Annotated in this window: 31 protein-coding genes and 1 other annotated feature; of the genes, 20 read left to right on the plus strand and 11 right to left on the minus strand. The window is 44.0% G+C overall.

Annotation, left to right across the window (positions count from 1 at the left end; all coding sequences use genetic code 11):
* Positions 1-90: 90 nt before the first annotated feature.
* Positions 91-1,359 carry a replication-associated recombination protein A gene (locus tag AE2B122_RS01490; RefSeq protein ID WP_175072917.1) on the minus strand — a complete coding sequence of 423 codons (1,269 nt, stop codon included), beginning with the start codon at positions 1,357-1,359 and terminating at the stop codon, positions 91-93.
* Positions 1,360-1,517: 158 nt separating this feature from the next.
* Between AE2B122_RS01490 and cymR the strand changes: the two genes are divergently transcribed.
* The 15 genes from cymR to greA all read left to right on the plus strand — a co-directional run bounded on the left by cymR (position 1,518) and on the right by greA (position 15,811).
* Positions 1,518-1,937, plus strand: a complete 420-nt coding sequence (gene cymR / locus AE2B122_RS01495; protein WP_095268668.1) for a cysteine metabolism transcriptional regulator CymR — start codon at positions 1,518-1,520, stop codon at positions 1,935-1,937.
* Between the two features lie 15 nt (positions 1,938-1,952).
* A complete protein-coding gene (locus AE2B122_RS01500; protein WP_175072918.1) occupies positions 1,953-3,101 on the plus strand; it encodes a cysteine desulfurase family protein in 1,149 nt (382 codons plus the stop codon).
* Positions 3,102-3,106: 5 nt separating this feature from the next.
* Positions 3,107-4,219: a tRNA 2-thiouridine(34) synthase MnmA gene (gene mnmA, locus AE2B122_RS01505; RefSeq protein WP_175072919.1), complete on the plus strand. Its 1,113-nt coding sequence runs from the start codon at positions 3,107-3,109 to the stop codon at positions 4,217-4,219.
* Positions 4,220-4,273: 54 nt separating this feature from the next.
* Positions 4,274-4,948, plus strand: a complete 675-nt coding sequence (locus AE2B122_RS01510) for a lipopolysaccharide assembly protein LapB (protein ID WP_175072920.1) — start codon at positions 4,274-4,276, stop codon at positions 4,946-4,948.
* A gap of 13 nt (positions 4,949-4,961) precedes the next feature.
* Positions 4,962-7,298 carry an ATP-dependent RecD-like DNA helicase gene (locus tag AE2B122_RS01515; protein WP_175072921.1) on the plus strand — a complete coding sequence of 779 codons (2,337 nt, stop codon included), beginning with the start codon at positions 4,962-4,964 and terminating at the stop codon, positions 7,296-7,298.
* Between the two features lie 59 nt (positions 7,299-7,357).
* Entirely contained in the window at positions 7,358-7,558 is a 201-nt protein-coding gene (locus tag AE2B122_RS01520; RefSeq protein ID WP_175072922.1) for a hypothetical protein, read from the plus strand.
* Positions 7,524-8,624 carry an AI-2E family transporter gene (locus tag AE2B122_RS01525; RefSeq protein WP_175072923.1) on the plus strand — a complete coding sequence of 367 codons (1,101 nt, stop codon included), beginning with the start codon at positions 7,524-7,526 and terminating at the stop codon, positions 8,622-8,624. The genes AE2B122_RS01520 and AE2B122_RS01525 overlap by 35 nt, the downstream gene beginning before the upstream one ends.
* A 42-nt stretch (positions 8,625-8,666) precedes the next feature.
* Positions 8,667-8,879, plus strand: a binding site (T-box leader).
* A gap of 53 nt (positions 8,880-8,932) precedes the next feature.
* Complete coding sequence (gene alaS, locus AE2B122_RS01530; RefSeq protein ID WP_175072924.1) at positions 8,933-11,569, plus strand: alanine--tRNA ligase; 2,637 nt, start codon at positions 8,933-8,935, stop codon at positions 11,567-11,569.
* Positions 11,570-11,636: 67 nt separating this feature from the next.
* On the plus strand, positions 11,637-11,900 hold the full coding sequence (locus tag AE2B122_RS01535) for an IreB family regulatory phosphoprotein (RefSeq protein WP_038561551.1): 264 nt from the start codon (positions 11,637-11,639) through the stop codon (positions 11,898-11,900).
* On the plus strand, positions 11,897-12,325 hold the full coding sequence (gene ruvX, locus AE2B122_RS01540) for a Holliday junction resolvase RuvX (RefSeq protein WP_095218173.1): 429 nt from the start codon (positions 11,897-11,899) through the stop codon (positions 12,323-12,325). The genes AE2B122_RS01535 and ruvX overlap by 4 nt, the downstream gene beginning before the upstream one ends.
* Before the next feature lie 13 nt (positions 12,326-12,338).
* Entirely contained in the window at positions 12,339-12,626 is a 288-nt protein-coding gene (locus tag AE2B122_RS01545) for a DUF1292 domain-containing protein (RefSeq protein WP_038561545.1), read from the plus strand.
* Between the two features lie 138 nt (positions 12,627-12,764).
* On the plus strand, positions 12,765-13,892 hold the full coding sequence (mltG, locus tag AE2B122_RS01550) for an endolytic transglycosylase MltG (protein ID WP_254593388.1): 1,128 nt from the start codon (positions 12,765-12,767) through the stop codon (positions 13,890-13,892).
* Positions 13,893-13,914: 22 nt separating this feature from the next.
* Positions 13,915-14,553 (plus strand): O-methyltransferase, encoded by a 639-nt coding sequence (locus tag AE2B122_RS01555; protein WP_175072925.1) that lies wholly within the window; start codon positions 13,915-13,917, stop codon positions 14,551-14,553.
* A gap of 29 nt (positions 14,554-14,582) precedes the next feature.
* Complete coding sequence (udk, locus tag AE2B122_RS01560; protein ID WP_175072926.1) at positions 14,583-15,215, plus strand: uridine kinase; 633 nt, start codon at positions 14,583-14,585, stop codon at positions 15,213-15,215.
* A gap of 119 nt (positions 15,216-15,334) precedes the next feature.
* The gene (gene greA, locus AE2B122_RS01565; RefSeq protein WP_095218169.1) at positions 15,335-15,811 is read left to right on the plus strand and encodes a transcription elongation factor GreA; all 477 of its coding nucleotides are present in this window, start codon (positions 15,335-15,337) and stop codon (positions 15,809-15,811) included.
* 45 nt (positions 15,812-15,856) lie between these two features.
* On the opposite strand, the gene AE2B122_RS01570 is transcribed toward greA, so the two are convergent.
* Positions 15,857-16,111, minus strand: coding sequence for a hypothetical protein (locus AE2B122_RS01570; RefSeq protein ID WP_123921897.1), 255 nt, complete (start codon positions 16,109-16,111; stop codon positions 15,857-15,859).
* A 219-nt stretch (positions 16,112-16,330) separates the two neighbouring features.
* Here AE2B122_RS01570 and AE2B122_RS01575 point away from each other — a divergent pair, with 219 nt between their 5' ends.
* The 3 genes from AE2B122_RS01575 (at position 16,331) to AE2B122_RS01585 (ending at position 17,977) form a co-directional block, all read left to right on the plus strand.
* Entirely contained in the window at positions 16,331-16,963 is a 633-nt protein-coding gene (locus AE2B122_RS01575) for a YrrS family protein (RefSeq protein WP_175072927.1), read from the plus strand.
* A gap of 13 nt (positions 16,964-16,976) precedes the next feature.
* A complete protein-coding gene (gene mtnN / locus AE2B122_RS01580; RefSeq protein WP_175072928.1) occupies positions 16,977-17,669 on the plus strand; it encodes a 5'-methylthioadenosine/S-adenosylhomocysteine nucleosidase in 693 nt (230 codons plus the stop codon).
* 80 nt (positions 17,670-17,749) lie between these two features.
* Positions 17,750-17,977, plus strand: coding sequence for a YrhC family protein (locus AE2B122_RS01585; RefSeq protein WP_095218166.1), 228 nt, complete (start codon positions 17,750-17,752; stop codon positions 17,975-17,977).
* 27 nt (positions 17,978-18,004) lie between these two features.
* On the opposite strand, the gene AE2B122_RS19350 is transcribed toward AE2B122_RS01585, so the two are convergent.
* The 9 genes from AE2B122_RS19350 to AE2B122_RS01625 form a co-directional block, all read right to left on the minus strand.
* Positions 18,005-18,130 (minus strand): hypothetical protein, encoded by a 126-nt coding sequence (locus tag AE2B122_RS19350; RefSeq protein WP_256366454.1) that lies wholly within the window; start codon positions 18,128-18,130, stop codon positions 18,005-18,007.
* Between the two features lie 48 nt (positions 18,131-18,178).
* Positions 18,179-18,877: an RNA polymerase sporulation sigma factor SigK gene (gene sigK / locus AE2B122_RS01590; RefSeq protein WP_095218165.1), complete on the minus strand. Its 699-nt coding sequence runs from the start codon at positions 18,875-18,877 to the stop codon at positions 18,179-18,181.
* Between the two features lie 113 nt (positions 18,878-18,990).
* Entirely contained in the window at positions 18,991-19,383 is a 393-nt protein-coding gene (gene mnhG / locus AE2B122_RS01595; RefSeq protein ID WP_245840312.1) for a monovalent cation/H(+) antiporter subunit G, read from the minus strand.
* Positions 19,364-19,675: a Na(+)/H(+) antiporter subunit F1 gene (locus AE2B122_RS01600; RefSeq protein ID WP_095218164.1), complete on the minus strand. Its 312-nt coding sequence runs from the start codon at positions 19,673-19,675 to the stop codon at positions 19,364-19,366. Before AE2B122_RS01600 ends, mnhG begins: the two co-directional genes overlap by 20 nt.
* Positions 19,672-20,148 carry a Na+/H+ antiporter subunit E gene (locus AE2B122_RS01605; protein ID WP_095218163.1) on the minus strand — a complete coding sequence of 159 codons (477 nt, stop codon included), beginning with the start codon at positions 20,146-20,148 and terminating at the stop codon, positions 19,672-19,674. Before AE2B122_RS01605 ends, AE2B122_RS01600 begins: the two co-directional genes overlap by 4 nt.
* The gene (locus AE2B122_RS01610) at positions 20,149-21,633 is read right to left on the minus strand and encodes a Na+/H+ antiporter subunit D (protein WP_175072929.1); all 1,485 of its coding nucleotides are present in this window, start codon (positions 21,631-21,633) and stop codon (positions 20,149-20,151) included.
* Positions 21,626-21,964, minus strand: a complete 339-nt coding sequence (locus AE2B122_RS01615) for a Na(+)/H(+) antiporter subunit C (protein ID WP_175072930.1) — start codon at positions 21,962-21,964, stop codon at positions 21,626-21,628. The genes AE2B122_RS01610 and AE2B122_RS01615 overlap by 8 nt, the downstream gene beginning before the upstream one ends.
* Positions 21,964-24,321 carry a hydrogen gas-evolving membrane-bound hydrogenase subunit E gene (mbhE, locus tag AE2B122_RS01620; RefSeq protein WP_175072931.1) on the minus strand — a complete coding sequence of 786 codons (2,358 nt, stop codon included), beginning with the start codon at positions 24,319-24,321 and terminating at the stop codon, positions 21,964-21,966. Before mbhE ends, AE2B122_RS01615 begins: the two co-directional genes overlap by 1 nt.
* 173 nt (positions 24,322-24,494) lie before the next feature.
* Complete coding sequence (locus AE2B122_RS01625) at positions 24,495-24,635, minus strand: sporulation histidine kinase inhibitor Sda (protein ID WP_038561505.1); 141 nt, start codon at positions 24,633-24,635, stop codon at positions 24,495-24,497.
* A 389-nt stretch (positions 24,636-25,024) separates the two neighbouring features.
* Between AE2B122_RS01625 and AE2B122_RS01630 the strand changes: the two genes are divergently transcribed.
* Entirely contained in the window at positions 25,025-25,540 is a 516-nt protein-coding gene (locus AE2B122_RS01630) for a YqeG family HAD IIIA-type phosphatase (RefSeq protein ID WP_038561502.1), read from the plus strand.
* Positions 25,541-25,542: 2 nt separating this feature from the next.
* On the plus strand, positions 25,543-26,646 hold the full coding sequence (gene yqeH, locus AE2B122_RS01635) for a ribosome biogenesis GTPase YqeH (RefSeq protein ID WP_095268704.1): 1,104 nt from the start codon (positions 25,543-25,545) through the stop codon (positions 26,644-26,646).
* Positions 26,647-26,652: the final 6 nt, after the last annotated feature.

The following is a 26,652-nucleotide window of genomic DNA, read 5'->3' on the forward strand; positions in this document are numbered from 1 at the left end:
ATTTCTTATCTGTTAATCTACAAACATAGAAAGTAATAAAAACTGTTAGCCCTATTGTTACCGCAGACTGCTGCTTGTATACCTATAACCTCATTTTCTTTTTGTCACGCGTTCATAGACTTGTTTGAGAGCTTGTTCAAATTTGCCAGTGTCTACTGGTTCATAATATCGTCTGTTCTTAAGCAGGTCGGGCAGGTATTGCTGCTCCACCCAAGCACCTGGATAATCATGCGGATATTGATAGTTAACGCCGCGTCCCAAATCTTTTGCCCCTTGATAATGGGCATCCTTAAGATGAGCAGGCACTTCGCCGACTTTGCCTGAACGGATATCCGACAGCGCAGCATTAATACCCATATAAGCGCTGTTTGATTTAGGAGATAAACAGAGTTCTACGATTGCGTTAGCCAAAGGAATACGTGCCTCAGGGAAACCTACACGTTCAGCTGCTTCTATTGCAGCTAAAGCCCGAGGTCCGGCTTGCGGATTGGCAAGCCCAATATCTTCGTAGGCACACACAATCATGCGGCGACCAATACTGTCAAGGTCACCTGCTTCTATTAAACGAGCCAGATAATGTAAGGCTGCATTTACGTCGCTGCCGCGTATCGATTTTTGGAAAGCGCTCAGTACATCATAATGGGCGTCGCCGTCTTTATCATGAGAAAAGCTTTTCTTTTGCATACAAGCTTCTGCTACTTCCAAATCAATTTGGACATTTCCATCTTGTGCTGGGGTAGAATAGGCGGCAAGTTCTAGACCGTTCAATGCTGCCCGCAAATCGCCGCCTGATGCACTTGCAAAATGCTCCAATGCATCTTTCGTTATGTCCAGCTGCATTGCGCCCAGTCCTTGGTCAGAATTATCTACTGCGCGTTGGAGTGCTTCTTTTACATCCGCTGGTTCCAGGCTATTCAACTCGAACAAATGGCATCGACTCCGAATTGCCGGATTTATAGAATGATAGGGATTGCTCGTTGTGCAACCAATCAATGTTATCAAATTGCTCTCAACATGCGGAAGAAGGAAATCCTGCTTCGCTTTATCCAGACGATGCACCTCATCTAGTATAAGAACGAGCTGACCGCTCATCTTCGCTTCTTCTACCGCAATCTCCATATCCTTTTTCTTGTCCACTACTGCATTCAGCAGTTTGTACCGAATCTGAACACTGGAAGCAAGCGCGATGGCCATCGACGTTTTCCCCGTCCCCGGCGGGCCGTAAAGAATCATCGAGCTCAATCGATCTGCCTCCACCATCCGTCTGATCATTTTACCTTCTCCTACGAGATGTTTTTGGCCGATGATCTGGCTGATATCCTTCGGCCGCATGCGGTAAGCTAATGGTTGTCTGGCCATAATTATTCCTCCATCCTGTTTCTGCTTGTCTTAGCGTATCCAGCGACCGGGGAAAATGCAAGCCACTTGCTATCCATGGTATAATAATTTCTGGTATAATAATCGTTATTGTTTTGAAAACCGAACATTATTGAGGCAGTTATGAGGAGTTTTAAGAGATGAAAATATCGACTAAAGGACGATATGGATTGACTATCATGATCGCATTAGGAAAGCATTATGGAGAAGGACCAGTCTCCTTGAAGACTATTGCGACAGAAAATAAATTGTCCGAGCATTATTTGGAGCAGCTCGCTGCACCGCTCAGGAATGCCTGTCTGGTCAAGAGTATCCGCGGCGCCAAGGGAGGCTACATGTTAGCATCACCGCCATCAGAGATTACGGCTGGAGATATCATCCGTACGCTCGAAGGCCCGATTACACCTGTCGAGGGAATCGAAGAGGAGGAGCCGGCTAAGCAGCAGCTTTGGCTACGCATCCGTGATGCCGTCAGGGACGTATTGGATACGACAACTTTAGAGGATCTTTGCCGTCATGGAGATGATGAGAGCACGGATCCGTATATGTTTTATATTTAATGGAGGCAAGCAGTTATGAAACCAATCTATCTTGATCACGCCGCAACATCTCCAATGCACCCGGACGTCATTCAGGCGATGATTCCGGTGATGGAGGGCACGTTCGGCAATCCATCCAGTGTTCATGCATTCGGCAGGGAAGCACGGCATATCGTGGATGTTGCACGTGAGAAGGTTGCAGCAAGCATCGGTGCAACGGATAAACAGATCATTTTCACGAGCGGAGGCACAGAAGCCGATAATATGGCACTCATTGGTGTGGCGAATGCTTGCCGTGAACAAGGTAAGCATATTATTACGACTGCAATCGAGCATCATGCTACACTACATGCAGCCAACTATCTGGAAAGCCAAGGCTTTGAGGTGACGTACCTGCAAGCAGATGCGTCAGGAGCAATTAAGCTTGCTGATCTGCAAGCAGCACTTCGACCGGACACGGTACTTGTATCTGTGATGATGATCAATAACGAAACAGGTATCATGCAGCCGATCCAAGCAATTGGGGACCTGCTTCAATCCCATCCTGCATATTTCCATACTGATGCTGTCCAAGCTTATGGAACCGAGGAGATTGATGTCAATACACTTGGAGTCGACCTTTTGAGTGTATCAGCACATAAAATCAACGGTCCAAAAGGAATTGGCGCTTTGTATCTAGCTGATGGTGTGCGTATAAAACCGATCACTTACGGCGGGGAACAGGAGCGCAAACGCCGTGCAGGAACAGAAAATGTTGCCTCTATTGCAGGTTTTGGCAAAGCAGCAGAACTTGCGATGCAAAAACGGACAGAACATAAAGCAACGTATCAGTTGCTTCAGGATACTTTCATTTCTGAGCTTAAGATTGCTGGAATCGACTTTTCCATTAATGGAGAATCAGGTCAGCGTTCTTCTGGAATAGTGAATATCAGTTTTCCGGGCACGAATGTAGAATCTCTGCTGATGAATTTTGATTTATCCGGTGTTACTGTATCCAGCGGCAGTGCCTGTACAGCAGGTTCCGTTGATCCATCACATGTATTGAAAACAATGTATGGTGATGATGAACGTGTAACGAACAGTATCCGTTTCAGTTTCGGATATGGCAACACAGCTGAATCCGTCACAGAGGCTGCCCAGACAGTCGCTGCTATTATAAAACGTCTAACAAAAGGAAAGGAGTGACAAAGATGAAAGAAAACAAAGATATTCGTGTTGTCGTCGGTATGAGCGGCGGTGTCGATTCTTCCGTTGCTGCCCTATTGCTTAAACAGCAAGGGTACGACGTAGTCGGCATCTTCATGAAAAACTGGGATGATACGGATGAAAATGGCTTCTGTACCGCTACAGAAGATTATGAAGATGTTAAAAAAGTTGCAAACCAAATCGGTATTCCATATTACGGGGTGAACTTCGAAAAGCAGTATTGGGATAAAGTATTCACATACTTCCTTGACGAATACAAAGCTGGACGCACACCGAACCCGGACGTAATGTGCAACAAAGAAATCAAATTCAAAGCTTTCATGGACCACGCTATGTCTCTTGGAGCCGACTATTTGGCAACAGGACATTATGCACAAGTTGAAGAGCGTGATGGCAAGACAGTTATGCTGCGCGGTCTGGATGAAAATAAGGATCAAACATATTTCCTAAACCAGCTGACAGAATCAACTCTTTCTAAAGTTATGTTCCCACTAGGCGGAATGGACAAGAAAGAAGTACGCCGTATCGCAGCTGAAAACAATCTTGCTACTGCAACGAAAAAAGATTCCACTGGTATCTGCTTCATCGGAGAGCGCAATTTCAAGAGCTTCCTAAGCGAGTACCTGCCAGCACAGCCTGGCGTCATGGCCACGCTGGACGGAGTGGTAAAAGGTAAACACGACGGTCTTATGTATTATACAATCGGACAGCGTCAAGGACTTGGTATTGGCGGAGAAGGCGAACCATGGTTCGTTGTCGGGAAAAACCTGAAGGAAAACATCCTGTATGTAGAACAAGGCTTTAATCATGACAGTTTGTATTCTGATGCGCTAATTGCTGCGGATATGAGCTGGGTTTCCGAAACAGAACTGACTGAACCGATTACCGTAACTGCTAAATTCCGTTACCGTCAAAAAGACAGTAAAGTGACAGTTACACCAATCGGTGATAACAAAGTACGAGTCGATTTCCATGAACCGCAGCGCGCGATAACACCAGGACAAGCTGTCGTCTTCTATGACGATGATGTATGTCTTGGCGGCGGTACAATCGATGATATCATCAAGAACGAACAACAGCTTGAATACGTCGGTTAAAACAGAAACCCTTGTCTTATGGCAAGGGTTTCCCTTACATAGAGGAGTGGAAAGATGGATCATATTAAATCAGGAATAGAAGCATTGCAGAAACAGGATCTTGAGGAAGCTGCCAAGCATTTTAATATAGCTATCGAAGAAAATCCAAACGATCCAGTTGGATATGTCAATTTCGGTAATCTGCTGATGCGGATGAATGAATTGGAAAAAGCAGAGCGCTTCTTCCAGCGTGCCATCGAGCTTGATGAGAAAGCTGCGACAGCTTATTACGGTCTCGGAAGTATGTATTACACGGGAGAAATGTATGAGAAAGCCATTCAGCAGCTGATGGAAGCAGTTAAACTTGGTTTGGATGAAGGAGACGTCCACTATCTGCTTGGTATGTCGTTACAGCAAACTGGACAAGAAAAGCTTGCACTTCCTTATTTGCAGCGTGCTGCGGAGCTAGAGGACCGCGATGCAGCTATCGTTTTCCAATATGGTTTGGCATTAGCGAACGCAGGAGAAGTCGATACAGCGCAGCAGGTGCTGCTTGACCTTCTGGAATGGAGTCCAAATCATAGTGATGCTCTTTATAATATAGGTGTCGCTTACCTGTACCAGCAGCAGTTTGAAAAAGCGCTCGCTTATATGGATAAAGCGCTTGAAGCACAGCCTGATCATGAAATGGCCATGCATGGAAAGGCGCAAATTGAACTAATCATGGAGCAAATCGAGAACGAAGAGTAAGGAGCACAGGCGTATGGAATATGGGGAGACTGCCGAAAGCCCAAAAGGCTTTGTGAAAGGTGAATTATTGCATACGATTTTCCGGAAAGAAGAAGAACAGTTTTCCATTATCCGGATCAAGGTATTGGAAACCAATGAGACGATCGAGGAAAAAGATATCGTCATCAAAGGGTATATCGGGGAACTGGACCAAGGCGAACCTTATCTGTTTTATGGTTCGATGGTCAATCATAAACGATTCGGTGAACAGTATGAAGTAACGGAATACAAGCGGTATGTACCAGAAACGAAGGATGGGCTCATTCAGTATCTTTCCGGTGATCTGTTCTATGGTATCGGAAAACGGATTGCGGAAAGAATTGTAGCGAAGCTGGGCGAGAATGCGATAGCGGATGTTCTATCGAATGCAGAATTGCTGGATGGTATTCAAGGATTAAACGATGAGAAGAAAGAACGGTTCCTTCACGATCTCCGTACGCATCAGGGCTTCGATCACGTGATGGTGCATCTATCGAAGTACGGTATCGGGCTGAAGCTTGCACAGAAAATCTATAAAGTGTACCGGGATGAAGCAATCCAAGTATTGGAGAAGGATCCGTACCAATATGTATTTGATATTGAGGGATTTGGTTTCCATCGGGCAGATGAAGCTGCCCGTCAGAATAACCTGGCAATGGACCATGACAGTCGGCTTCAAGCCGCGTGCTTGATGGTGCTGCAAGATAGCATGCAGGCAGGTCATGTTTATTTGCCGAATGAAGAAGTGCTAAAACAAGCAGCTGCTCTTTTGCGCAGTGCACAATTTGGAATCGGGACAGACCAGATTGAAGAACAGCTTGGTGTGTTGCATGCTCAGAAAAAGGTTGTTAAACAGGAAGACCGGGTTTACCATCCGATGCTTTACTTTGCAGAGACTGGCTTTTGCAGTCATATGCAGCGGTTAACCGAGAAAGAAACCGAGACCGAAATTGTCCAGGCAGAGCTTCTGAAGATAATCGGTAAGCTAGAGGAAGCGGAGACGATCAGCTACGGGAAAGAACAATTCGAAGCAATCGAGCAGGCGCTGCAATCAAAGGTAATGATTTTGACCGGGGGACCGGGAACTGGTAAAACGACGGTTATCAAAGGATTTATCAAAGCGTATGCGGAAATACATGAACTTTCCCTCGATCCAAAAGACTATAAAGATAAAGATGAGAGTTATCCATTCGTCTTGACAGCTCCAACTGGAAGGGCAGCCAAGCGCATGAATGAATCAACGAATATACCAGCCAGCACAATCCATCGTTTGTTAGGATGGGACGGTAACGACTCATTCGAGCGGGATGAAGATAATCCGCTAGCTGGAAAGCTGCTGATCGTTGATGAATTTTCGATGGTTGATATTTGGCTTGCAAACCGATTATTCAAAGCCATTCCAGATGATATGCAAGTACTGCTTGTCGGTGATGAGGATCAATTGCCTTCTGTCGGTCCTGGACAGGTGCTGTCGGACTTACTTCGTTCAGAGGCTGTACCCCGTGTGATGCTGAAAGATGTGTATCGACAAAAAGAAGGATCAAAAATAATCACGATTGCCCATGCTATCAAGAATGGGACACTATCACAAAACGAACTCGAAAAGGACAAAGATTTCAACTTTATTCCTTGCCGGGAGCATCAAGTAGTCGATGTGATCACGCAGATTGTTGGCAGGGCCGTCGAAAAAGGCTGGGATTTGCGCGATGTGCAGCTACTGGCTCCGATGTATCGCTCACAAGCTGGTATTCATGAATTGAATAAGCAGCTCCAGCAGCTGGTCAATCCAAAGGACAAGCAGAAGCGAGAGATGGCAGCAAAAGATGTTATCTTCCGTAAGGGTGACAAAGTCATTCAGCTAGTCAATGACCCGGAGGAAGGCGTCTTCAATGGAGACATCGGTGAAGTAGTCGCTTTGTTTCGTGAAGAAGAGAATATTGAGCAGAAGGAGCAGCTTGTCGTTGCCTTTGAGGAAAAGGAAGTTGTCTATGAAAGCAAGGATTTATCGAATTTGATGCATGCGTATTGTATCTCGATCCATAAATCCCAGGGCAGTGAATTTCCAATCGTTATCTTGCCTGTCGTGCCAGGTTATCGCAGGATGCTTCGTAAAAATCTGCTGTACACCGGCATAACGAGAGCACAGCGTTCCTTGATCCTTGTCGGGGAAAAACAGGCATTTCTTCAAGGTATTCAAACGGAAGATACGAACCAGCGCTATACTTCCCTTGTGGAGCATCTTGGTTTCCATGAAGAGGGAGATGACATCGATCAGATGCTGCGTGAGGCAGAAGCCGAGCAGGAAGATATCTCTCCATACGATTTCATGTAGTATATACGAGGGAATAATTGGACATTCTAACATGTAAAAAGGATTTGGAGTGATCCAACATGTTGAAATGTCCGAACTGCAGCAGTAAGGATATCGGAAAAATAGGACCTGAACAGTATTATTGCTGGGGCTGTTTTATCGAACTGTCGTATAAAGATGAGATGCTCTCCCTGCATCAAGTAGAGGAAGATGGCTCGTTGAGTTCCCTTGATGATTTGTTCACAGATGAAGAACGGAATTGCGACGGCGCATCTTTCTAGTAATATGAAAGAGGCATCCCGTCTTTATCGTGTTCTCCTATGGATGGTGACGATTGTTGTCGCCTTGCTGCTCTGTTTTCTGCTGATAAAGCTATACCCATATTATCGTTCGTTTCTGCTATTTTTAGGCGGACTATTCCTGCCTTTCATCATTGCAGGCTTGATTGCATATTTGCTTCATCCTGTCATCGATTTTCTTGCTGCGTGGCGACTGCCGCGCTGGCTGTCAATCCTGATTATATATACGCTGTTTTTCGGTCTTACCGGGTTCCTGCTTTACAAAGGCTTTCCGGTTCTGATCAGTCAGGTAAAGGAATTCAGCCATAATCTGCCGGCGTTGACACAACGTTATGATCATTATGTGCAATTCATGTATGAACGGACAGCGTTCCTGCCGGAAACAGTGCATGATCAAATGGATAGCATACTGCATGGCTTAGAACAGCGCGCAGAAGGATTTCTAAAAGATCTCTTGCATATATGGAACAAGCTGCCGCAAGTAGTCATTTTTCTTGTCGTTACGCCAGTTATCGTCTTTTATATGCTGAAAGATACGGATAAAATCGGCAATGCAGGTCTCATGTTGCTGCCTCGGCGTTTTCGGAGCAGGATCAAAAGCTTAGTGCTTCGGATTGATAGTAATCTAGGCTACTATATTCGCGGCGTGCTGCTTGTTAGCAGCATTGTCAGTCTTCTGACTTGGACAGCGTTCACGCTTATTAAGCTACCGTATTCTTTGGTTTTAGCTTTACTGGTAGGGGCAACGAATATCATTCCTTATTTCGGTCCGATCATCGGGGCCGTTCCTGCTATTCTCGTTGGAATAACTATCAGCCCGAAAACGGCTCTCCTTGCAGGAATCATGGTTTTTATTATTCAATTGATCGAAGGGAACCTGCTTTCTCCCTTTATCGTCGGGAAAAGCATCCATATCCATCCGCTTCTGATCATTTTCGCCTTGCTTGTAGGCGGGGAACTTGGGGGTATTATTGGTATGATCGCAGCTGTTCCGTGTCTGACGATTATCAAAGCCTGCTTGGATACAGCAAAGGAGGCGGATGTTTGACAAAATCCGCTTTTTTATCTATACTAACGCTTAGATTTATAGCTAGAAGCGATGAAGGTACAAGTACATGACGTCCTTTTATTAAGAGAGGAGATTCCTTGGCTGGAAGAATCTCCATAAAAGTGTGATGGAAAGCTACACCGGAGCTCTGAGTTAATCCTTATCGGCTGCGCACCGTTATCCGCGCCTAAAGGTGATAGACCAATTTCCGGTCTATAATCAGGGTGGTACCGCGATCATACTCTCGTCCCTGCATATGGCAGGATCGGGAGTTTTTTGTGTGTTTACATAATAAAGGAGGCATTTTTATGGAAAGATTAACGTCTGCTGAAGTAAGACAGAAATTCCTCGATTTCTTCAAGGAGAAAGGACATAGCGTCGAGCCAAGTGCTTCACTTGTGCCGATTGAAGATCCTTCCTTGCTATGGATCAACAGTGGCGTTGCAACGCTGAAGAAATATTTTGACGGACGAGTTGTGCCTGAGAACCCACGCATCGTGAATGCACAAAAAAGCATCCGTACAAATGATATTGAAAATGTAGGCTTTACTGCCCGCCATCATACGTTTTTCGAAATGCTTGGAAACTTCTCTATTGGGGACTATTTCAAAAAAGAAGCTATCCTTTGGGCATGGGAGTTCCTAACAGATAAAAAATGGATCGGTTTTGATCCGGAACGATTATCCGTAACGGTTCACCCAGAAGATGAAGAAGCCTATCAGATGTGGCGTGATCTAGTTAAATTGCCAGAAGAGCGAATCATTCGTACGGAAGAAAACTTCTGGGATATCGGTGAAGGCCCGAGTGGTCCAAACTCTGAAATTTTCTATGATCGCGGAGAAGAATACGGTAATGATTCATCTGATCCAGAACTTTACCCAGGTGGTGAGAACGAGCGCTATCTGGAGATTTGGAACCTTGTATTCAGCGAGTTCAACCATAATCCAGATCACACATATACACCGCTTCCGAAACAGAACATTGATACAGGGATGGGTCTGGAGCGAATGGTATGTGTTATTCAGGACACGAAAACCAACTTCGAAACAGATCTATTCATGCCGATCATTGAGAAGACGGCTACGTTTGCGAAAAAAGCATATGGTGAAACAGCAGCAGATGATACGGCATTCAAAGTTATTGCCGATCATATCCGTACTGTATCATTCGCCATCAGTGATGGAGCGCTTCCTTCCAATGAAGGTCGAGGCTATGTACTCCGTCGTCTGATTCGTCGCGCAGTACGTTATGCGAAGAATATTGGCATCGAAAAGGCGTTCATGAAGGAGCTTGTGCCGGTTGTAGGTGAAATTATGGATGCTTTCTACCCGCAAATCCTTGAAAAACGTGAATTCATCGAGACAGTCATTCAGACAGAGGAAGAACGTTTCCATGAAACACTTGCAGATGGGCTGACTATCCTGAACCGGATCGTAGCAGAAGAAAAGGAGAAAGGAAGTAATGTCTTCCCTGGAACAGAAGTATTCCGTCTTTATGATACGTATGGTTTCCCGAAAGAACTGACAGAGGAATATGTCAGTGAAGAAGGCTTCACGATTGATGAAGCAGGTTTTGAGGAAGAAATGAAGCAGCAGCGTGAACGTGCTCGTGATGCACGCCAGAAAGTGAACAGTATGCACGTACAGGATAGCGTTCTGCAGGAAGTGGAAGCAGAAAGCACGTATGTCGGTTATGACCGTACAGAAACAGATACAGCGATCCTTGCAATTGTAAAAGATAAGCAGCTTGCTGATGTTGCCGTTGAGGGAGACGAAATCTTCTTCATCCTGGAAGAAACGCCATTCTACGCAGAAAGCGGCGGACAAGTAGCAGACGAGGGCTGGGTGACGACAGAGACAGCGGCAGTCTTCGTTCAAGCAGTCAAGAAAGCTCCAAAAGGTCAAAATCTGCATCAAGCAGTAGTGAAGCAAGGGCAGATTCAAGTGAAGGAAATTGTCCGTGCTAAAGTTGATACAAGCAGACGTCAGCATGTAGTCAAGAACCATACAGCGACGCATCTATTGCATCAAGCATTGAAGGACGTACTAGGTACACATGTCAATCAGGCTGGTTCTTTAGTTGCTCCAGATCGACTTCGATTCGACTTCTCTCATTTCAGTGCAGTAACAAAAGAAGAATTGGAGAAGATAGAAGAAATCGTTAATAAAAAAATCTGGGATGAGCTTGCTGTCAGCACTTCCTATCAAAGCCTAAGTGATGCGAAAGAAATGGGGGCTATGGCGTTATTCGGAGAGAAATACGGCGATGTTGTACGTGTGGTTCAAATCGGTGACTACAGCCTGGAGCTATGTGGCGGTGTGCATGTTCGAAACACATCCCAAATCGGCCTATTCAAAATTGTTTCCGAAAGCGGCATTGGTGCTGGTACACGCCGAATTGAAGCAGTCACTTCTAAAGAAGCTTATCGATTCACGATTCAGCAGCAGCAGATTCTTTCTCAAGCTGCAGCTGAACTGAAAACAACTAACGAGCAAGTGCCTTCCCGAATCGAAGCAGTATTTGCGGATATGAAGGAAGTGCAGCGGGAACGTGATAGCCTGCGCAGCAAACTGTCTCAGCTAGAAGCGGGCAATATCCTTGATAAGGTGAAAGAAGTGAAGGGTGTTAAAGTTCTTGCAGAACAAGTTGATGTAGCAGACATGAACCAGCTTCGCGGTATGGTCGATGATTTGAAACAGAAGCTTGAAAGCGGCGTTATCCTTTTGGCAGCAACAGCTGAAGGCAAGGTACAGCTTGCAGCTGGAGTATCCAAAGACTTAATCGGTCGCGGACTGCATGCTGGTAACCTTATTAAAGAAACTGCGAAACGCTGCGGAGGCGGCGGAGGCGGCCGACCAGATATGGCGCAGGCTGGTGGTAAAAATCCAGAGCAGGTGCCGGATGCACTCGCATATGCGGCAGTATATGTAGAAGAACAGCTATGATTTTCCAAATCCGACAGAAAAGTATATACTGAAAAAAAGACTGGCAAATAAAGCGAGGTGGCTTCACTTGAGTTCGATGGATAAAACGATGAAATTCAACTTTCCGGAAGAACCTATGGACGAGAATGTCCGGGAAGTACTAATGTCCGTATACGAAGCATTGCGGGAAAAAGGATACAATCCGATTAATCAGATTGTCGGCTATTTACTGTCTGGAGACCCAGCTTATATTCCCCGTCACAAGGATGCTAGAAATCTGATCCGCCGTATGGAGCGGGATGAGATTGTGGAACAACTGGTAAAATTTTATTTGGAACAGAACAAATCATGACTGACATACTAAAGACGATTGGATTGGATGTCGGATCCAAAACGATCGGCGTGGCAATCAGCGATGGACTTGGCTGGACTGCCCAAGGTCTGACTACGATTCATTGGAATGAAGAAGATTATGAAACAGCAAGAAATGAACTGGAGCAGATCATTCAGCAGCATGATGTACAGAGAGCTGTCATTGGCTTGCCAAAGAATATGAATGGTACAATTGGTCCGAGGGGAGAAGCTTCACAGGTTTTCTCCCAATGGATCAAAGATGAATTTAAGCTCGAGACCGTGCTTTGGGACGAGCGTCTGACTACGATGGCAGCTGAACGAGTGCTGCTTGAAGCGGACCTCAGCCGTAAGAAACGAAAAAAAGTAATCGATAAGATGGCAGCAGTCATGATTCTGCAAGGCTTTCTGAATTCGAAACAATAAGGAGTGTAGCCATATGGCATTGGAAGAAAAAGAACGTATCATCATCCCAGACGAAAACGGAGAAGAACATTTATTTGAGGTCTTGTTCAATTTCGACGTGGATGAAACAGGACACTCATATATCGCTGTTGTACCGGCTGAACAAGCTGATGCGGATGATGAAGTTGAAGTGTTCGCTTTCCGCTATGAAGAAAAAGGCGATGACAAAGATCTTACATTATTCCAGATCGACAGTGAGGAAGAATGGGAAATGGTCGAAGAAATGCTTAATACACTTACTGATGAGGAAGACGGCATCTAATTTTGTAAAGGCAGTCCTCTCTTTCCGATAAGGCAGAGAGGATTTTTTCTTGTAGCTTTATCCGCATAAATTGTCGGACGGGTGGAGACCTGCTTGACGTTTGTTGTATAATAAGGCGGATAAAGGAGGAAAGATAGCTTGACTGCCTCGAATGAAGATCTTTTTCAACAGAATCGGGACAGAAGAATGGAGGAAGCAAGCGTCGTGCGGAAAATAGTTTTGATGATCATATCCGTAATAATCGTACTTCTATTGATTGGTGCACTCGGAACCTTTATCTACGTGAATGCCAGTATGAAAGCTGTCGATTCAGACAATGATACGACACAAGTTGTCGAAGTTCCTATGGGAGCTACTGCTAGCTCAATTGGTCAATCCCTGGAGGAGCAAGGTCTGATTAAAAATGCTTTCATTTTCAGGCTGTATGTGAAGTTTTCTGGTGAAGCCAACTTCCGCGCGGGGAATTATGAGCTTTCTCCTTCTATGTCCATGCAGCAGGTCGTCGATGAACTGAACGATCCAGAGGCGGGGAATACCCCCTCTGAATCTGCTGCTGTTCCGGAAGGATCTGATATTGAGGAAATAGGCGTAATACTGTCTGGGTCACTGGGTATAGACCAGCAGGCTTTCCTGGATAAAATGAAAGATGAAGATTATATCAAACAGTTGATTGATGAATATCCGGATATTCTGACTGAGGATATCTTAAATAAAGATATACGTTATCCGCTCGAAGGCTACTTATTTGCGGCCACTTATAACTTTACATCCTCAGATGATATCACTGTAGATAAGGTTGTTCATATGATGCTGGATAAGTCCCAGCAAATTATTTCACCATATTTGGATGGATTTAAACAGAAGGAATTGAGCGTGCATGAAGCACTAACATTCGCTTCGCTCGTCGAGAACGAAGCAAGGAATGAAGATGAGCGCAAGAAGATTGCCGGAATCTTTTATAACCGTTTGGCAGATGATATGAGGCTGCAGACGGATCCTACTGTGCTGTATGCATTAGGAGAGCATAAACCTCGCGTGTATTACAAGGATCTAGAAGTGGATTCTCCTTACAATACATATCGTAACAAGGGGCTTCCTGTCGGCCCGATTAGCAACTTCTCAGAGAATGCGCTTGAAGCCGTCATCCAGCCGGAAGAATCCGATTATTTGTATTTCCTTGCCGGAGATGATGGAGAAATTTATTATGCGCGGACATTCGATGAACATGAAGAACTGATTGAGAAGCATATGCACTTGGATGAGTAAGCAGGTAAAGTGAGGAAATGATATGTTACAAGCAATAATGGGATACTTGGAGGAGCATGTTGAGTCTTCTCCAGAATGGGCAAAGAAATTGGAAGAGCTTGCTGCAGAGAATCGTGTACCGATAATGGAGCCGCTTGGTATCCAGTTTTTGATGCAGCTTATTCGGCTGCAACAGCCAGATAATATATTAGAGATCGGGACAGCAATCGGCTATTCAGCACTTATGATGCGCCATGCAAAACCAGATGTCAGTATCGTGACCGTCGAACGTGATGATATCCGCTATGATCAGGCAGTTACACATATCCAAGCGCAAGGAGCTCAGGATGATATCTTGATTCTAAAAGGCGATGCATTCGATTTAGAAGAGACAATCAGAGCGCATGCTCCATACGATTTCGTCTTTATTGATGCAGCAAAAGGTCAATATCAGCGTTTCTTCGAATCTTATAGCGAGATGCTGAGTGAGCGCGGAGTCATAGTTAGTGACAACGTTCTGTTTAAAGGTTATGTGGCTGACGACAGTGAGGCAACACCACGCAAAGCTAATATCGCAAAGAAAATCCGTAAATATAACGACTGGTTATTCGAGCATAAAGCGTTCCACACGACGATCTTGCCGGTAGGCGATGGAGTGGCTGTCAGTGTGAAGAAGAAATGAACGAGGCAGTAGGAAGAGGAGTAGGAGCAATGGCAAAGAAACCTATCATTATCGGTGTTGCAGGAGGATCGGGATCAGGGAAGACGTCTGTCACAAGATCCATCTACAAACGGTTTACAGATAAGACAATTCTAGTGATCGAGCAGGACTCGTATTACAAAGACCAATCTCATCTTCCGTTCGAAAAACGACTCAATACGAACTATGATCATCCATTCGCCTTCGATAATGAATTGTTAATGCAGCATTTACAGGCGCTTGGCGAACAGAAGTCTATTGAGAAGCCGATTTATGATTACAAAATCCATACGCGTTCTGAAGAGACAATACCAGTCGAACCAAAAGACGTTATTATTCTGGAAGGAATACTGATTCTCGAGGACGAACGACTGCGTGATATGATGGATATAAAGGTATTCGTCGATACAGATGCAGATCTTCGGATTATCCGCCGTTTGCTGCGTGACATTAAGGAACGCGGACGGACAATTGATTCCGTGATTGAGCAGTATGTGAATGTAGTACGTCCGATGCATTTGCAATTCATTGAACCAACGAAGCGGTATGCAGACATTATCATTCCAGAAGGCGGAGAAAATCACGTAGCCATCGATTTGATGTCTGCGAAGATTGAAACGATCCTCTCTGGCCGCACAACATGACTTGTACAGATAAGTATTGAATTTTCGGCGGGAATCTGCCATAGTATGGAATATGCATGAAAACGCTATAGAAGTTAGGCAATGGGAAAGAATCTTTTAGAGCTCAAGGGGTGGTTGAATTGGCTACAGAAAAACAATATTACATGACGAATGAAGGTTTGGCGAAGCTGGAGGAGGAGTTGGAGTATCTGAAGACAACTCGTCGTCAAGAAGTTGTCGAGCGTATTAAAATCGCACGAGGCTTCGGTGACTTGTCCGAGAACTCCGAATATGATGCGGCGAAGGATGAGCAAGCATTCGTCGAGTCCAAAATCGCTACAACAGAAAACATGATCCGCAATGCAGTGATCATTGAAAGTGATACAGATAATCCTGATATGGTAGGAATGGGTAAAACAGTTACCTTCATTGAGTTGCCGGACGGAGAAGAAGAAAGTTATACTATCGTCGGAAGTGCAGAAGCAGATCCGTTCGAAGGCAAAATTTCAAACGATTCTCCGATAGCTAAAAGCCTGATTGGCCATGAAGTCGGTGAAGAATTGAGTGTCTCCACACCAGGTGGCGACATCCAGGTCAAAATTACTAAAGTAGAATAGACATAAAACAAAAGCTGCTTCCGAATGCTATGGAAGCAGCTTGTTTTATTGAGCCTGATGAAATGACTGTGCAGAAGATTTCTCAAACGGGAAAAAGGGTATAAGTTTTTGCAGGATAAAACTTTCTTTGTCGAGTGCAAGCAGAAATGAAAAGACGACTTGTTCTTTCACACTAGTAAAAGATAAACAGCATTCTTCCGGTAAGAAGATAGAGAAGGTCTCGGCTTCCTTGTCGTAGCCGACATACTCGAACGATTCGTGCCCCCAAAGGTTCGTATCCATTCTTGTCACTTTCATCACGTTTATCTTCCTCCCCTTCCACAGGAACCATGATGACTGATCAAAGTAGTCCTACCTGCTTTTCTAATTTATATAGTTAGATATATATGCAAAGAATCCTTCCAGTATGTCAAAATTAGAGATGCTTCAACAAAATCATCGAAAGAAAAAGACCTTATAATATGACTTTGGCTTCGCTCCAGTTCATAGTATAATAGAGACCAATGAGGAGGGATGAGCATGGCGGATGATAATCAGGATTTTTCCAGATTGAATAATAGAAACAGACGCAGAAAACCTAGGAAGTGGCTTAGTTTAGTCCTGGCAATTGCGGGTGTCGCCCTAGTCGTCGTGCTGCTCGTAGCAGTTTTGAATGATAAACCGACAATGGAGAATCAGACAGCTGACGAACAGAACCAAAAATCCATCGCAGAGCAACTTCAAGGCAATAATGATTCCAGCAATGGCGAAGATACAGAGCAAGCTGACGAAGAGAAGCAGGATGACGACGAAAAAGAAAAGGAAGACAAAAAAGAAGCCGAACCTTCAGATGATAATGTGAAGGAAGCATACTCGAAGGACTGGGAGCCGGTAGGTACCGATCAGTCTGGAACACATACAACAACTTTTGAAAAAGGCACGCAGGACTGGAATGAAATGATGCAGGCAGTCGGAGGAGCTGTTGGATTGGATCCAACCTCAATGACAGCTTGGTGGGTAGAGAATAATGGCAATGGCGGCAATGATGTTATTGCAACGGTCTCTGCACCTGATGCAGATGAGACATTCCGAGTATTTGCAAGCTGGGTTGAGGGAGAAGGCTGGCAGGCAACAAAAGTGGAAGTACTGAAAGAAAACGACAGGAAGAGTTAAAGGAGCATACAGAATGACAATCGGCATCATTGGAGCAATGGACGAAGAAGTAGCATTATTGAAAGAAACTATGGCAAACAAAAAGGAAGTAGTTGTAGCAGGTTATGAAATTACAGAAGGCACACTGTCCGATAAACAGGTTGTCCTGCTAAAATCAGGAATCGGTAAAGTGAATGCAGCACTCGCTACAGCCATGCTGATTGAACGATACGCACCAGAAGCGATCATCAATACTGGATCTGCTGGCGGCTTTGCAGCGAATTTGGAAGTAGGGGATATCGTCATCTCTGATTCTGTTGTTCATCATGACGTGGATGTTACAGCTTTTGATTATGCTTATGGTCAGGTACCGCAGATGCCACCAGCTTTCCAAGCGGATCAGGAGCTAGTACAGCTAGCTAAGAGTGTTATTGACCAGTTCCCTGATACAAACGCAGAAATCGGTCTTATTGCGACTGGCGATAGCTTTATGTCTGATCCTGAACGGGTTGCATTTGTCCGCGACAAGTTCCCTGCCATGCTGGCAGCGGAGATGGAGGCAGCTGCAGTGGCTCAAGTTGCGTATCACTACGGAACACCTTTCGTTATTGTACGGGCATTGTCCGATATAGCAGGTAAGGAATCTTCGGTTTCATTTGATGCTTTCCTTGACCAAGCTGCTCGTAATGCAGCTACACTGATCATGAAAATGGTTGAACGCCACTAATAAAAAAGACAGCAATTACCAGGTAATTGCTGTCTTTTTTTATGTTACAATATTGCTAGATTAGAAGAGGAGGCGACAAGATGAATAAAAGACAACAGCAGTTGATTGACAAGATTGCAGATTACCGTCGATTTGCATTGGCGCTTCTGATTCTTGGCAGTTATTTATACATCGGTTCGGTTATTAATGTTTATTTAGCACCTACAGATAAAGCAGATATTCTGTTTGCAATGACTGGCGGATGCGTAATTACAAGCATACTTATCTGGTTTGCGATAGAACGGTGGAAAAAACAACTAGAAAGCTAAAAACTCCGGTATAATACCGGAGTTTTTTTAATTCCATATATTCTCCCAAGCATAAGCTCCTCCTACAAAAAGCAGGACAAGGAAGGCAGCAATAAGCACGCCGGTGCTGGTTCGCTGCTGATAGTGACTAGGTGAATAGCTGTTTGCATACATATTGGTAACCTCCTTTTAAAAAGCATACTATAGTAATTAATTCATATATTAAGTGCGATGCTGGCGGTAATATTCATGGAAGATCTTCATTAAAGCCCGTTTTTCAATGCGGGAAACATAACTGCGGGAGATGTTTAACTTTTTCGCAATTTCACGCTGTGTCATATCTTCTTCGTTATTTAGCCCATAACGACTTATGATTACTTCTTTTTCACGTCCGTCCAGGATGTCAATGTATTCCTTGATTTTTTCCACTTCCATATTCAACTGGATATATTCAATGATATCTTCATTATCTGCTTGAAGAATGTCAATGAGACTGATTTCGTTTCCTTCCTTATCTTGACCAATGGGATCATGAAGAGAAATATCTTTTTTGGTCTTCTTAAGGGCCCGCAAATGCATAAGAATTTCATTTTCGATACACCTAGCTGCGTATGTAGCGAGTTTGGTGCCTTTATCACTCGAGTAACTTTCGATTCCTTTAATTAGCCCGATTGTACCGATAGAAATGAGATCCTCCGCATCTTCACCAGTATTTTCGAATTTCTTTACGATGTGAGCAACCAGACGCAGGTTATGTTCGATTAACTTGTTACGGCTCGTTTCGTCCCCCTGCTGCATTCTTTCGATATGCAATGCTTCTTCCTCGGGAGGGAGAGGCTGAGGGAATGCATGATTCTTTACATAGGAAACAAAAAACATTGCTTCCTTTACTAGAAGTCCTATAGCACCAATAATACTCATTTCATTGCACCTCCTGTACACTCTCAAAGATCGCCTATACACTAACTTTATGTGAAGGAGACTCTGAACGTGTCTGTCCAGCAGAAAAAGAAAAAGTGAATGCCAGATGGCATTCACTTTGATTTTTGTTGTTGTTTTTGTCTTCGCTTTTCTTTATCAATCGCTTCTTGGTATTGATCCTTCAATGTTCCATATGGCTTTGCACCCCGAAGGTGAGCCGCTCTGGATATTAGATGACTGGCAACAGGGGCAGTAAGAAAGATGAACAGAACACCAAGGATTAGTTTTCCGCTTATGATTCCATATTGTGTGTAATGGAAGATAAAAGCACCGATGAGGATCCCGGCGACACCAAGCGTTGAGCCTTTACTTGCTGCGTGAAGCCTTGTATAGATATCCGGAAACCGCAGGACGCCAACAGATGCAGTGAACATGATGAATGCACCTCCTGCCAAGAATATGATTACAAGTATATCCAGGATGATTTCAATCGCGTTCTGTATCAATTAAATCACCCTTTTCCAAATAGATTGCGATTGCTACTGTTCCGATAAATAACAGGATACCGATCAACAGTACGATATCATTGAAATTCGGTGTAATCAGGATGATGGCAAGCAGGGCAGCAAATGCCATTATATTCACACCTATGGCATCCAAAGCAACTGCTCGGTCAGCATTAGTCGGTCCTTTCATTACACGGATGATCAATAAGAGAATGGAGACACTCAGTACAATCAGGCAAATGATGGAGACAATCTGGACAATCGCAGCAAAATTATCTTGCAAAGCACTCATCTTGTCACCTCCATAATGTGTTTCTCAAAGCTATCTTTGATAGAGTGAACTGCTTCTTTCATGTCTACGATATCCATGGCGTGAATATAGAGCTCCTTCTTATCGGGGGAAACAGCAATGGTGACAGTTCCAGGTGTCAGTGTAATCAAGCTTGCTAATAATGTGATTTCCCAATCTGATTCCAATTCTGTTTCCAGTGTGAAAATGCCAGGATTGATATCCAGCCGCCTTGCATAGACAAGCTTTGTGATTTCTAAATTAGAAAGTAATAGCTCTTTGATAAATATCAACGCCAAAACCAGAATCTTGTAAACTCTACGTAAGTAGAACGGACCTTTCAGGAATCTGCGCAGCAGGAATAATAAGACGATACCGACAATATAACCGGTTACGAAGCCGGAAATGGTATATGATTCTCCGAGGAACATCCACATAAAGGCAATCAATACGTTTATACAAACTTGAAAAGCCATCTAACGTCCCCCTTTCAATACAAGATCGATATATTCCTGCGGATTAAGAAGATAGTCGGAAATCTGCTGAACAGTCGGCAGGATTGCTTCTGCACCGATCCCGAGAAATACAGTGAACAGCATCAGGAGTCCAGCTGGTAAAAGACTGCGTGCACTGTGACGTGTTTGTTGTTTTATTGCTTCTCCTTCTCCCCAGAAGATGCGGATAAAAGCTCTCACGATGGAAAGCAATATGAGTAAACTCGTTAGCAGCATAATGATGACTGTAGTTGTTTCACCTTTTTCAAAAGCACCTCGCACTAGGAGCAGCTTTCCGATAAAACCGCTGAACGGCGGCACACCTGCAAGCACAAGACCGGCTATGAAGAACATCCAGCCAAGGACAGGGTGTGAGCGTATCATGCCGCCCATTTTATTGATATCCGACGTGCCGGCGACAGCTGCAATAGTGCCAGCCAGCAGGAAGAGCGCTGCCTTTACGATCATATCCTGGAGCAGATAATAGATGCTTCCGCTAAGTCCATCATGATTGAAAATCCCGATTCCAACCAGCATGAAACCGATAGCAGGTATGATATTATAAGCGACTATTAATTTTATATTACGGGATGCCAAGGCGCCAATTACACCGAATAGCATGGTAAGATTACCGACCCAGATGAACAACTGATTCATAATTTCAGGCTGCTGATGGAAGATAAGTGTAAATGTTCGAATGAGAGAATATACACCTACCTTAGTCAAAAGTGCGCCGAATAAAGCAGAAACAACTGGATTCGGTACGATGTAGGAGTGCGGCATCCAGTAATAAAGCGGAAATGCGGCACCCTTGGTCGCAAAGACAAAGAATAGCAGTATGGCGACTGTCGTGATAATGCCTGTCTGATCCGTGGCTGCTGCCCGTTCTGCCAGCTGTGCCATATTAACTGTTCCTAGTACAGCATATATGTAGGAGACAGCAGTTACGAATAACATGGAAGAAAACAGATTGATCAATACATACTTAATTGATTCACGCAGCTGCACTTTCTTTCCACCATGAGTGATCAAGGCATAGGATGCCATCAGCAGTACTTCGAAGAATACGAACAGGTTGAACAAATCTCCTGTTATAAAAGCACCCGATACACCAGTTACAAGTAAAAATACGAATGTATAAAAATAGAAGCCTTCCTGTTCTTCTGAAACTGATGCTGGTGCGTACCAGACGACAGCCAGAAGAATGATAGAAGAAGTTAAAACAAGTAAAGTACTCAAAGGATCCAGTACAAGGATGATACCGTACGGAGCGCTCCAATCTCCAGCCTCCAATACTATGCTGCCGTCAACAAGGACTTTGTATAGAAGGAATGCCATTGTCATCAAATGGACAATGGCAAACAGCATTGCCAACCGTCTCGTAAGCAAGATCCGGTTATGGGTGAAAGCCAGTAATATACCAGCTATGAATGGAATCAGTATTGGTAAAATAGCAAAATTAGTCATGATCATTACCTCTTAATTCTTCCATATTATCTGTGCCGTTCGTTTTGACTGCCCGATAAGCCAGCACAAGAAGCAAACTGGTGACACCAAAGCTGATAACGATGGATGTCAGGATCAGTGCTTGGGGCAGCGGATCACTATAATTCTCTGTGCCTTCTGTTAGAACGGGAGAAGAGCCGCGTTTTAATTTCCCCATCGTCAAGATGAACAAATGTGCTGCGTGTGACAAAAGAGCTGTGCCAATGATAATTCGCAGTAGTTGTTTTTGCAAAATATTATAAACGGCAAACCCGAAGAGGATACCTGCTAGTACGATCATGATGATTTCCATTAGCGATCCCCCCCTTTTTGGCGCAGTTTGATAAGAGAATAAATTCCAAGAGCAGCAATTGCTAATACAGTGATTTCAAATAATGTATCCAGACCCCGGAAGTCGACAAGGATGACATTGACGATATTATCTCCGCCTCCCAGTTTGTAGGAATACTTGACAAAGTAATCTGAGATGGAAGGGAATAGACGCTGACTGTAAGCAGCTAAGCCGACCAGCATCATCATTAGACCGCAAAGAGAGGCGATGATGATATTGGTTATTTTTTTGGAAAGTTTCTCTTTCCTTTCTCTTTTTATTTCCGGCAGATGTCGGAAGCATAGCAGGAACAGGACGACGGTGATTGTCTCGATACTAAGCTGCGTCAAAGCCAGATCGGGTGCGCGGAACAGGACAAACAAAATGGATAGCCCATACCCAACAACGCCCAAAATGATGACTGCTGTAAGCTTCTTCTGTGATACTGTGCTTCCGAATGCTGCAGCGATCATGATCAGTGCTACGGCAAGCTCCGGAAGGCTTTGAGGGAGTGAGACTGGTGAAGTATCAATGTTCCTCAAATCGAAAGAGTTTGTCCCGAATAAGATCAGCAAGGTCACAATCGAGATAACACTAATGATGATTGCATTGTACTGCCGGATAGAGCCACTGACGATACGGTCATTGAGTCTCTTAGTCTGATTTTCACTAGCTGATAGAAGCGAAGCATAAACAATATTTCCAGATAGCTTTCCAGGCAATACGTTGTATAGCCCTATCCAATATTTTCGAGTGATATAAAATAAAACACCTAAAACTACGACGATCAGAGACATAATCAATGCTGGTACGAAACCATGCCAGAAATGGATGGTATGCTCTTTCATTGCGTCCCCATAAACAGCATTTGCTGCCGGCTGAAGCAAATGGCGGCTGAACCAGTTAGGGAAGATACTGATTAATAAGACTCCTGACACGAGCAGGACAGGTGCTGCTAACATCCCGAATTTTGGATCATGGGCTTTTTCAGCAGTAGTTTTCTCTGCTTTCCCTGTAAATGTACGGAAGTAAAAGTACATGCTGTACACAAATGTGAAGATGCTGCCAGCAACTGCTGCATACGGTACGATATTGGCTAGTAAAGCTGCAAAATCTGATCCGAATGCACGATCGGCTGACAAATCCCAGGAGCTTGAGAAGAATTCCTCTTTACTATAAAATCCGTTCAAAATTGGTAGCGGCACACCCGCCATAGAGAAAGATGCAAGTATGCTGATTATGCCAGTGACCGGCATGAGCTTCCAAAGTCCGCCGAGCTTTCGGATATTGCGAGTTCCTGTTTCGTGGTCGATGATGCCCACCGCCATGAACAAACTTCCTTTGAATGTTGCGTGGTTAAGAATATGGAACATAGCAGCGAAGATAGCAGCTTCGGTTCCGTAACCAATCATGGCCATAATCATACCAAGCTGACTGATCGTGGAGTAAGCTAATATGCCCTTGAGATCTGTCTGCCTTACTGCCATATAAGATCCCCAGAACAAAGTGACCAGACCGATTATAGATACAGCAATGAAAAATGCTTCGCTTTCTTTAAATACAGGTGTGAAGCGGAGCAGCAGGAAAAGGCCGGCTTTAACCATTGTAGCGGAATGCAAGTATGCACTTACTGGTGTCGGAGCTTCCATTGCGTCTGGCAGCCAGATGTGGAAAGGGAACTGAGCAGATTTCGTACAGGCTGCTAGTAGTAACAGCACGACAATCAGCGGGAACCAATCACTTGCTAGTATAAGGTCACCTTGTGTTAGTATTTCCCGAATGCTCGTAGAACCGGTTACCAGGTGGAGAAGCACCAATCCACCGAGTAACGAGAAACCACCAAGAAAAGTGATTAGCATTGATTTGAGAGCGCCGTCTGTGGAAGCTTTTCTAGTGAACCAGAAACTGATCAAAAGGAAAGAAGATACAGAAGTGAGCTCCCAGAAGGTGTAAAGGGCATAAATATTATCAGAAGTGACAATACCGAGCATAGCTCCCATGAACAACAGCAAATAAACATAGAAGGAGCCTAGCCGTTCCTCAAGATTAAGATAAAAGATGGAATAAAATGCTACAAGAGCGCCGATTCCGCTAATTAGCAAGGCAAAGAAAAGTGCCAATCCATCAGTATAGAATGTTAAATCCAATCCAAGTGACGGTATCCAACTGTAACGATATAGTGTTTCGGTTTCCCCGCTAATCAGCAGAACGAGAAAATATAGAAAGATGGAGAGCGATGTAGCAAACACCGCATATCCGGTATGTATTCTGTATTTGAATTTGGCGATGAATGGGATGCACATTGCGATTAAAAATGGCATCAGAATGGCAACGATCATATTATGGCAGTCCTCCTCTTTAATATAAGGTTTAAATAGTTTCTACTATTTTATGCAATCACTAAAAATTCCTATACCCAATTGTAAAGTAATATAACCATACACTGCAACAAACATAGTTTACTTTAAGAAAAAAAGCCTTGCCGGAGCGGCAAGACTGAGGGAGACGATGTTTAGCTGGTATAACGGATCTTATGCGATAAGCCCCGTGACTGGATTTCTTTCTCTATTAGATGAATAAACTCTTGACTCAAGTGGAGTTCGTTCGCCTTGTGGTAAGATTCGATCAGCAATTCATCAGACAGATGTTCCATCTTGCATTCCTCCTGATTGGAGTTATCTTACTATCTTGCAGATCTTCTATGCGTGGGTTGGGGAGTTGATAAGTTATTAATAATGTATCACGAAAAAAATAGAGGGACAAGACGAGAGTTATCTACAGAAAACTGTTCATAACCTGTAGATAAAGTGTTTATAAATGTGCAAAATTGTTTCATGTTGCGGTTAATAATGTGGACATAGTTATCCACAGAAAAAAGTATGTAGAGATTTGTCGAAAGGTTTTGCTTCTGATTTCACGTCTAATGCATAAAAGATAGTCGAAAAAAAGAAGAACAATGAAAGATTTTTTTGAAACCGTAGCAAAAATGTCTTATGATGGGTAAGTAACTGTTGAAGTGTACGAGATCGGAGGAAATCCACAATGCTAAAGAAGTTCTTGCCGAACGAGCATGTGAAAAGCATTTTTGATATAAAGCCAGAGAAATTGAAAGCGCAAGGAATCAAAGGTATCATTACGGATCTGGATAATACCCTGGTTGCATGGGATGTTGCAGATGCTACGCCGGAAGTGACCAATTGGTTCAAGGAAATGCGCGCACATGATATTAAAATTACGATTATATCTAATAATAATGAGCAACGAGTGAAACTGTTTTCTGAACCTTTAGAGATTCCTTTCGTCTATAGCGCAAGAAAGCCGCTGGGACGTGCCTTCAAGCAGGCTGTCAAGCAGATGAACCTTCAGAAGGATCAGATTGTTATGATTGGTGATCAGCTCCTTACAGATGTATTAGGGGGCAATCTGGCCGGTTTCTATACGATCGTTGTGGTGCCAATCGTTAAAACAGACGGAAAAATCACCAGAATCAATCGGATGATCGAACGACGGATACTCAACTATTTCAGAAGAAAAGGAAAGATTACATGGGAGGAATGAATGTGGAAGAATTGATTTGCCAAGGCTGCGGAGCGCCGATTCAAACAGAGGACGCATCCTTGCCGGGCTATATCCCTGCATCAGCATTAGGGAAAAGCGATGAGGTCATCTGTAAGCGCTGCTTCCGGCTCAAGCATTACAATGAGGTCCAGGATGTTGCAGTGACTGACGATGACTTCTTTACGTTGATTAGTGAAATCAATAACAAAGATGGTATTGTCATCAAGCTCGTGGATATATTTGATTTTAACGGCAGTTTCATTTCCAGCATCAAACGGCTTGTCGGAGACAAACCGATTATTCTTGTTGGGAACAAAGTGGACTTGCTTCCAAAATCGACGAACCACGAACGTGTTAAACAGTGGCTGCGCGGAGCGGCTAAAGAATATGGTATTCAAGTGGCGGATGTACATTTGATTTCTGCAAAACGGGGAATCGGAATGTCGGAGCTTGAAGATAGCATTCAAGAATTGCGTGATGGACAGGATGTATACGTTGTCGGCAGTACAAACGTCGGCAAATCAACATTCATTAACGCCTTGATCAAGCATTCAACAGGTATAAACGATGCTATCACTACTTCTTATTTTCCTGGTACGACGCTTGGATTCATTGATATTCCGCTTGATGATACAAGCTCCCTTTATGATACACCGGGGATTGTCAACCGCCAGCAGATTGCCCATTATGTGACGGATAAGGACTTGAAAACCATCACTCCGAATAAAGAAATTAAAGCACGCATCTTCCAATTGAACGATAAGCAAACGTTGTTCATCGGTGGTTTAGCGCGTATCGATTTCGAAAAAGGGGAACGCCAGTCATTTGTCTGCTATTTCTCCAACGCGCTCGATATCCATCGTACGAAGCTTGAGAATGCGGATTCGCTGTACGACCGCCAAAAAGGAGAATTACTTACACCGCCATATCAGGAGCAGCTTGAGCACTTTCCACCTTTAAAGAAGGCAGCATTCAGGATAAAAGATCAAAAAACGGATATTGTCATTCCAGGATTAGGTTGGATAACGCTGTCAGGTGAGCCTGCTTCGGTTACAGTCCATACACCAGAAGGAGTGCCGGCAACTATCCGCAGATCATTAATCTAAGGGGGA

It is taken from the genome of Terribacillus sp. AE2B 122 (assembly GCF_902497585.1).
Classification (GTDB): domain Bacteria; phylum Bacillota; class Bacilli; order Bacillales; family Amphibacillaceae; genus Terribacillus; species Terribacillus saccharophilus_A.

What these genes read in the sequence shown, in the direction of transcription:
- AE2B122_RS01515 (WP_175072921.1), top strand. Translation starts at nt 4,962, where the DNA reads ATGGAATATGGGGAGACTGCCGAAAGCCCAAAAGGCTTTGTGAAAGGT.
- AE2B122_RS01615 (WP_175072930.1), bottom strand. Translation starts at nt 21,964, where the DNA reads ATGGAAATCATCATGATCGTACTAGCAGGTATCCTCTTCGGGTTTGCC.
- AE2B122_RS01575 (WP_175072927.1), top strand. Translation starts at nt 16,331, where the DNA reads ATGGCGGATGATAATCAGGATTTTTCCAGATTGAATAATAGAAACAGA.
- AE2B122_RS01500 (WP_175072918.1), top strand. Translation starts at nt 1,953, where the DNA reads ATGAAACCAATCTATCTTGATCACGCCGCAACATCTCCAATGCACCCG.
- AE2B122_RS01545 (WP_038561545.1), top strand. Translation starts at nt 12,339, where the DNA reads ATGGCATTGGAAGAAAAAGAACGTATCATCATCCCAGACGAAAACGGA.
- AE2B122_RS01600 (WP_095218164.1), bottom strand. Translation starts at nt 19,675, where the DNA reads ATGAGTGCTTTGCAAGATAATTTTGCTGCGATTGTCCAGATTGTCTCC.
- AE2B122_RS01490 (WP_175072917.1), bottom strand. Translation starts at nt 1,359, where the DNA reads ATGGCCAGACAACCATTAGCTTACCGCATGCGGCCGAAGGATATCAGC.
- mtnN (WP_175072928.1), top strand. Translation starts at nt 16,977, where the DNA reads ATGACAATCGGCATCATTGGAGCAATGGACGAAGAAGTAGCATTATTG.
- AE2B122_RS19350 (WP_256366454.1), bottom strand. Translation starts at nt 18,130, where the DNA reads ATGTATGCAAACAGCTATTCACCTAGTCACTATCAGCAGCGAACCAGC.
- AE2B122_RS01605 (WP_095218163.1), bottom strand. Translation starts at nt 20,148, where the DNA reads ATGGCTTTTCAAGTTTGTATAAACGTATTGATTGCCTTTATGTGGATG.
- AE2B122_RS01520 (WP_175072922.1), top strand. Translation starts at nt 7,358, where the DNA reads ATGTTGAAATGTCCGAACTGCAGCAGTAAGGATATCGGAAAAATAGGA.
- AE2B122_RS01625 (WP_038561505.1), bottom strand. Translation starts at nt 24,635, where the DNA reads ATGGAACATCTGTCTGATGAATTGCTGATCGAATCTTACCACAAGGCG.
- AE2B122_RS01610 (WP_175072929.1), bottom strand. Translation starts at nt 21,633, where the DNA reads ATGACTAATTTTGCTATTTTACCAATACTGATTCCATTCATAGCTGGT.
- AE2B122_RS01630 (WP_038561502.1), top strand. Translation starts at nt 25,025, where the DNA reads ATGCTAAAGAAGTTCTTGCCGAACGAGCATGTGAAAAGCATTTTTGAT.
- ruvX (WP_095218173.1), top strand. Translation starts at nt 11,897, where the DNA reads ATGACTGACATACTAAAGACGATTGGATTGGATGTCGGATCCAAAACG.
- mbhE (WP_175072931.1), bottom strand. Translation starts at nt 24,321, where the DNA reads ATGATCGTTGCCATTCTGATGCCATTTTTAATCGCAATGTGCATCCCA.
- AE2B122_RS01585 (WP_095218166.1), top strand. Translation starts at nt 17,750, where the DNA reads ATGAATAAAAGACAACAGCAGTTGATTGACAAGATTGCAGATTACCGT.
- AE2B122_RS01510 (WP_175072920.1), top strand. Translation starts at nt 4,274, where the DNA reads ATGGATCATATTAAATCAGGAATAGAAGCATTGCAGAAACAGGATCTT.
- AE2B122_RS01555 (WP_175072925.1), top strand. Translation starts at nt 13,915, where the DNA reads ATGTTACAAGCAATAATGGGATACTTGGAGGAGCATGTTGAGTCTTCT.
- alaS (WP_175072924.1), top strand. Translation starts at nt 8,933, where the DNA reads ATGGAAAGATTAACGTCTGCTGAAGTAAGACAGAAATTCCTCGATTTC.
- mnmA (WP_175072919.1), top strand. Translation starts at nt 3,107, where the DNA reads ATGAAAGAAAACAAAGATATTCGTGTTGTCGTCGGTATGAGCGGCGGT.
- cymR (WP_095268668.1), top strand. Translation starts at nt 1,518, where the DNA reads ATGAAAATATCGACTAAAGGACGATATGGATTGACTATCATGATCGCA.
- udk (WP_175072926.1), top strand. Translation starts at nt 14,583, where the DNA reads ATGGCAAAGAAACCTATCATTATCGGTGTTGCAGGAGGATCGGGATCA.
- AE2B122_RS01525 (WP_175072923.1), top strand. Translation starts at nt 7,524, where the DNA reads ATGAAGAACGGAATTGCGACGGCGCATCTTTCTAGTAATATGAAAGAG.
- sigK (WP_095218165.1), bottom strand. Translation starts at nt 18,877, where the DNA reads ATGAGTATTATTGGTGCTATAGGACTTCTAGTAAAGGAAGCAATGTTT.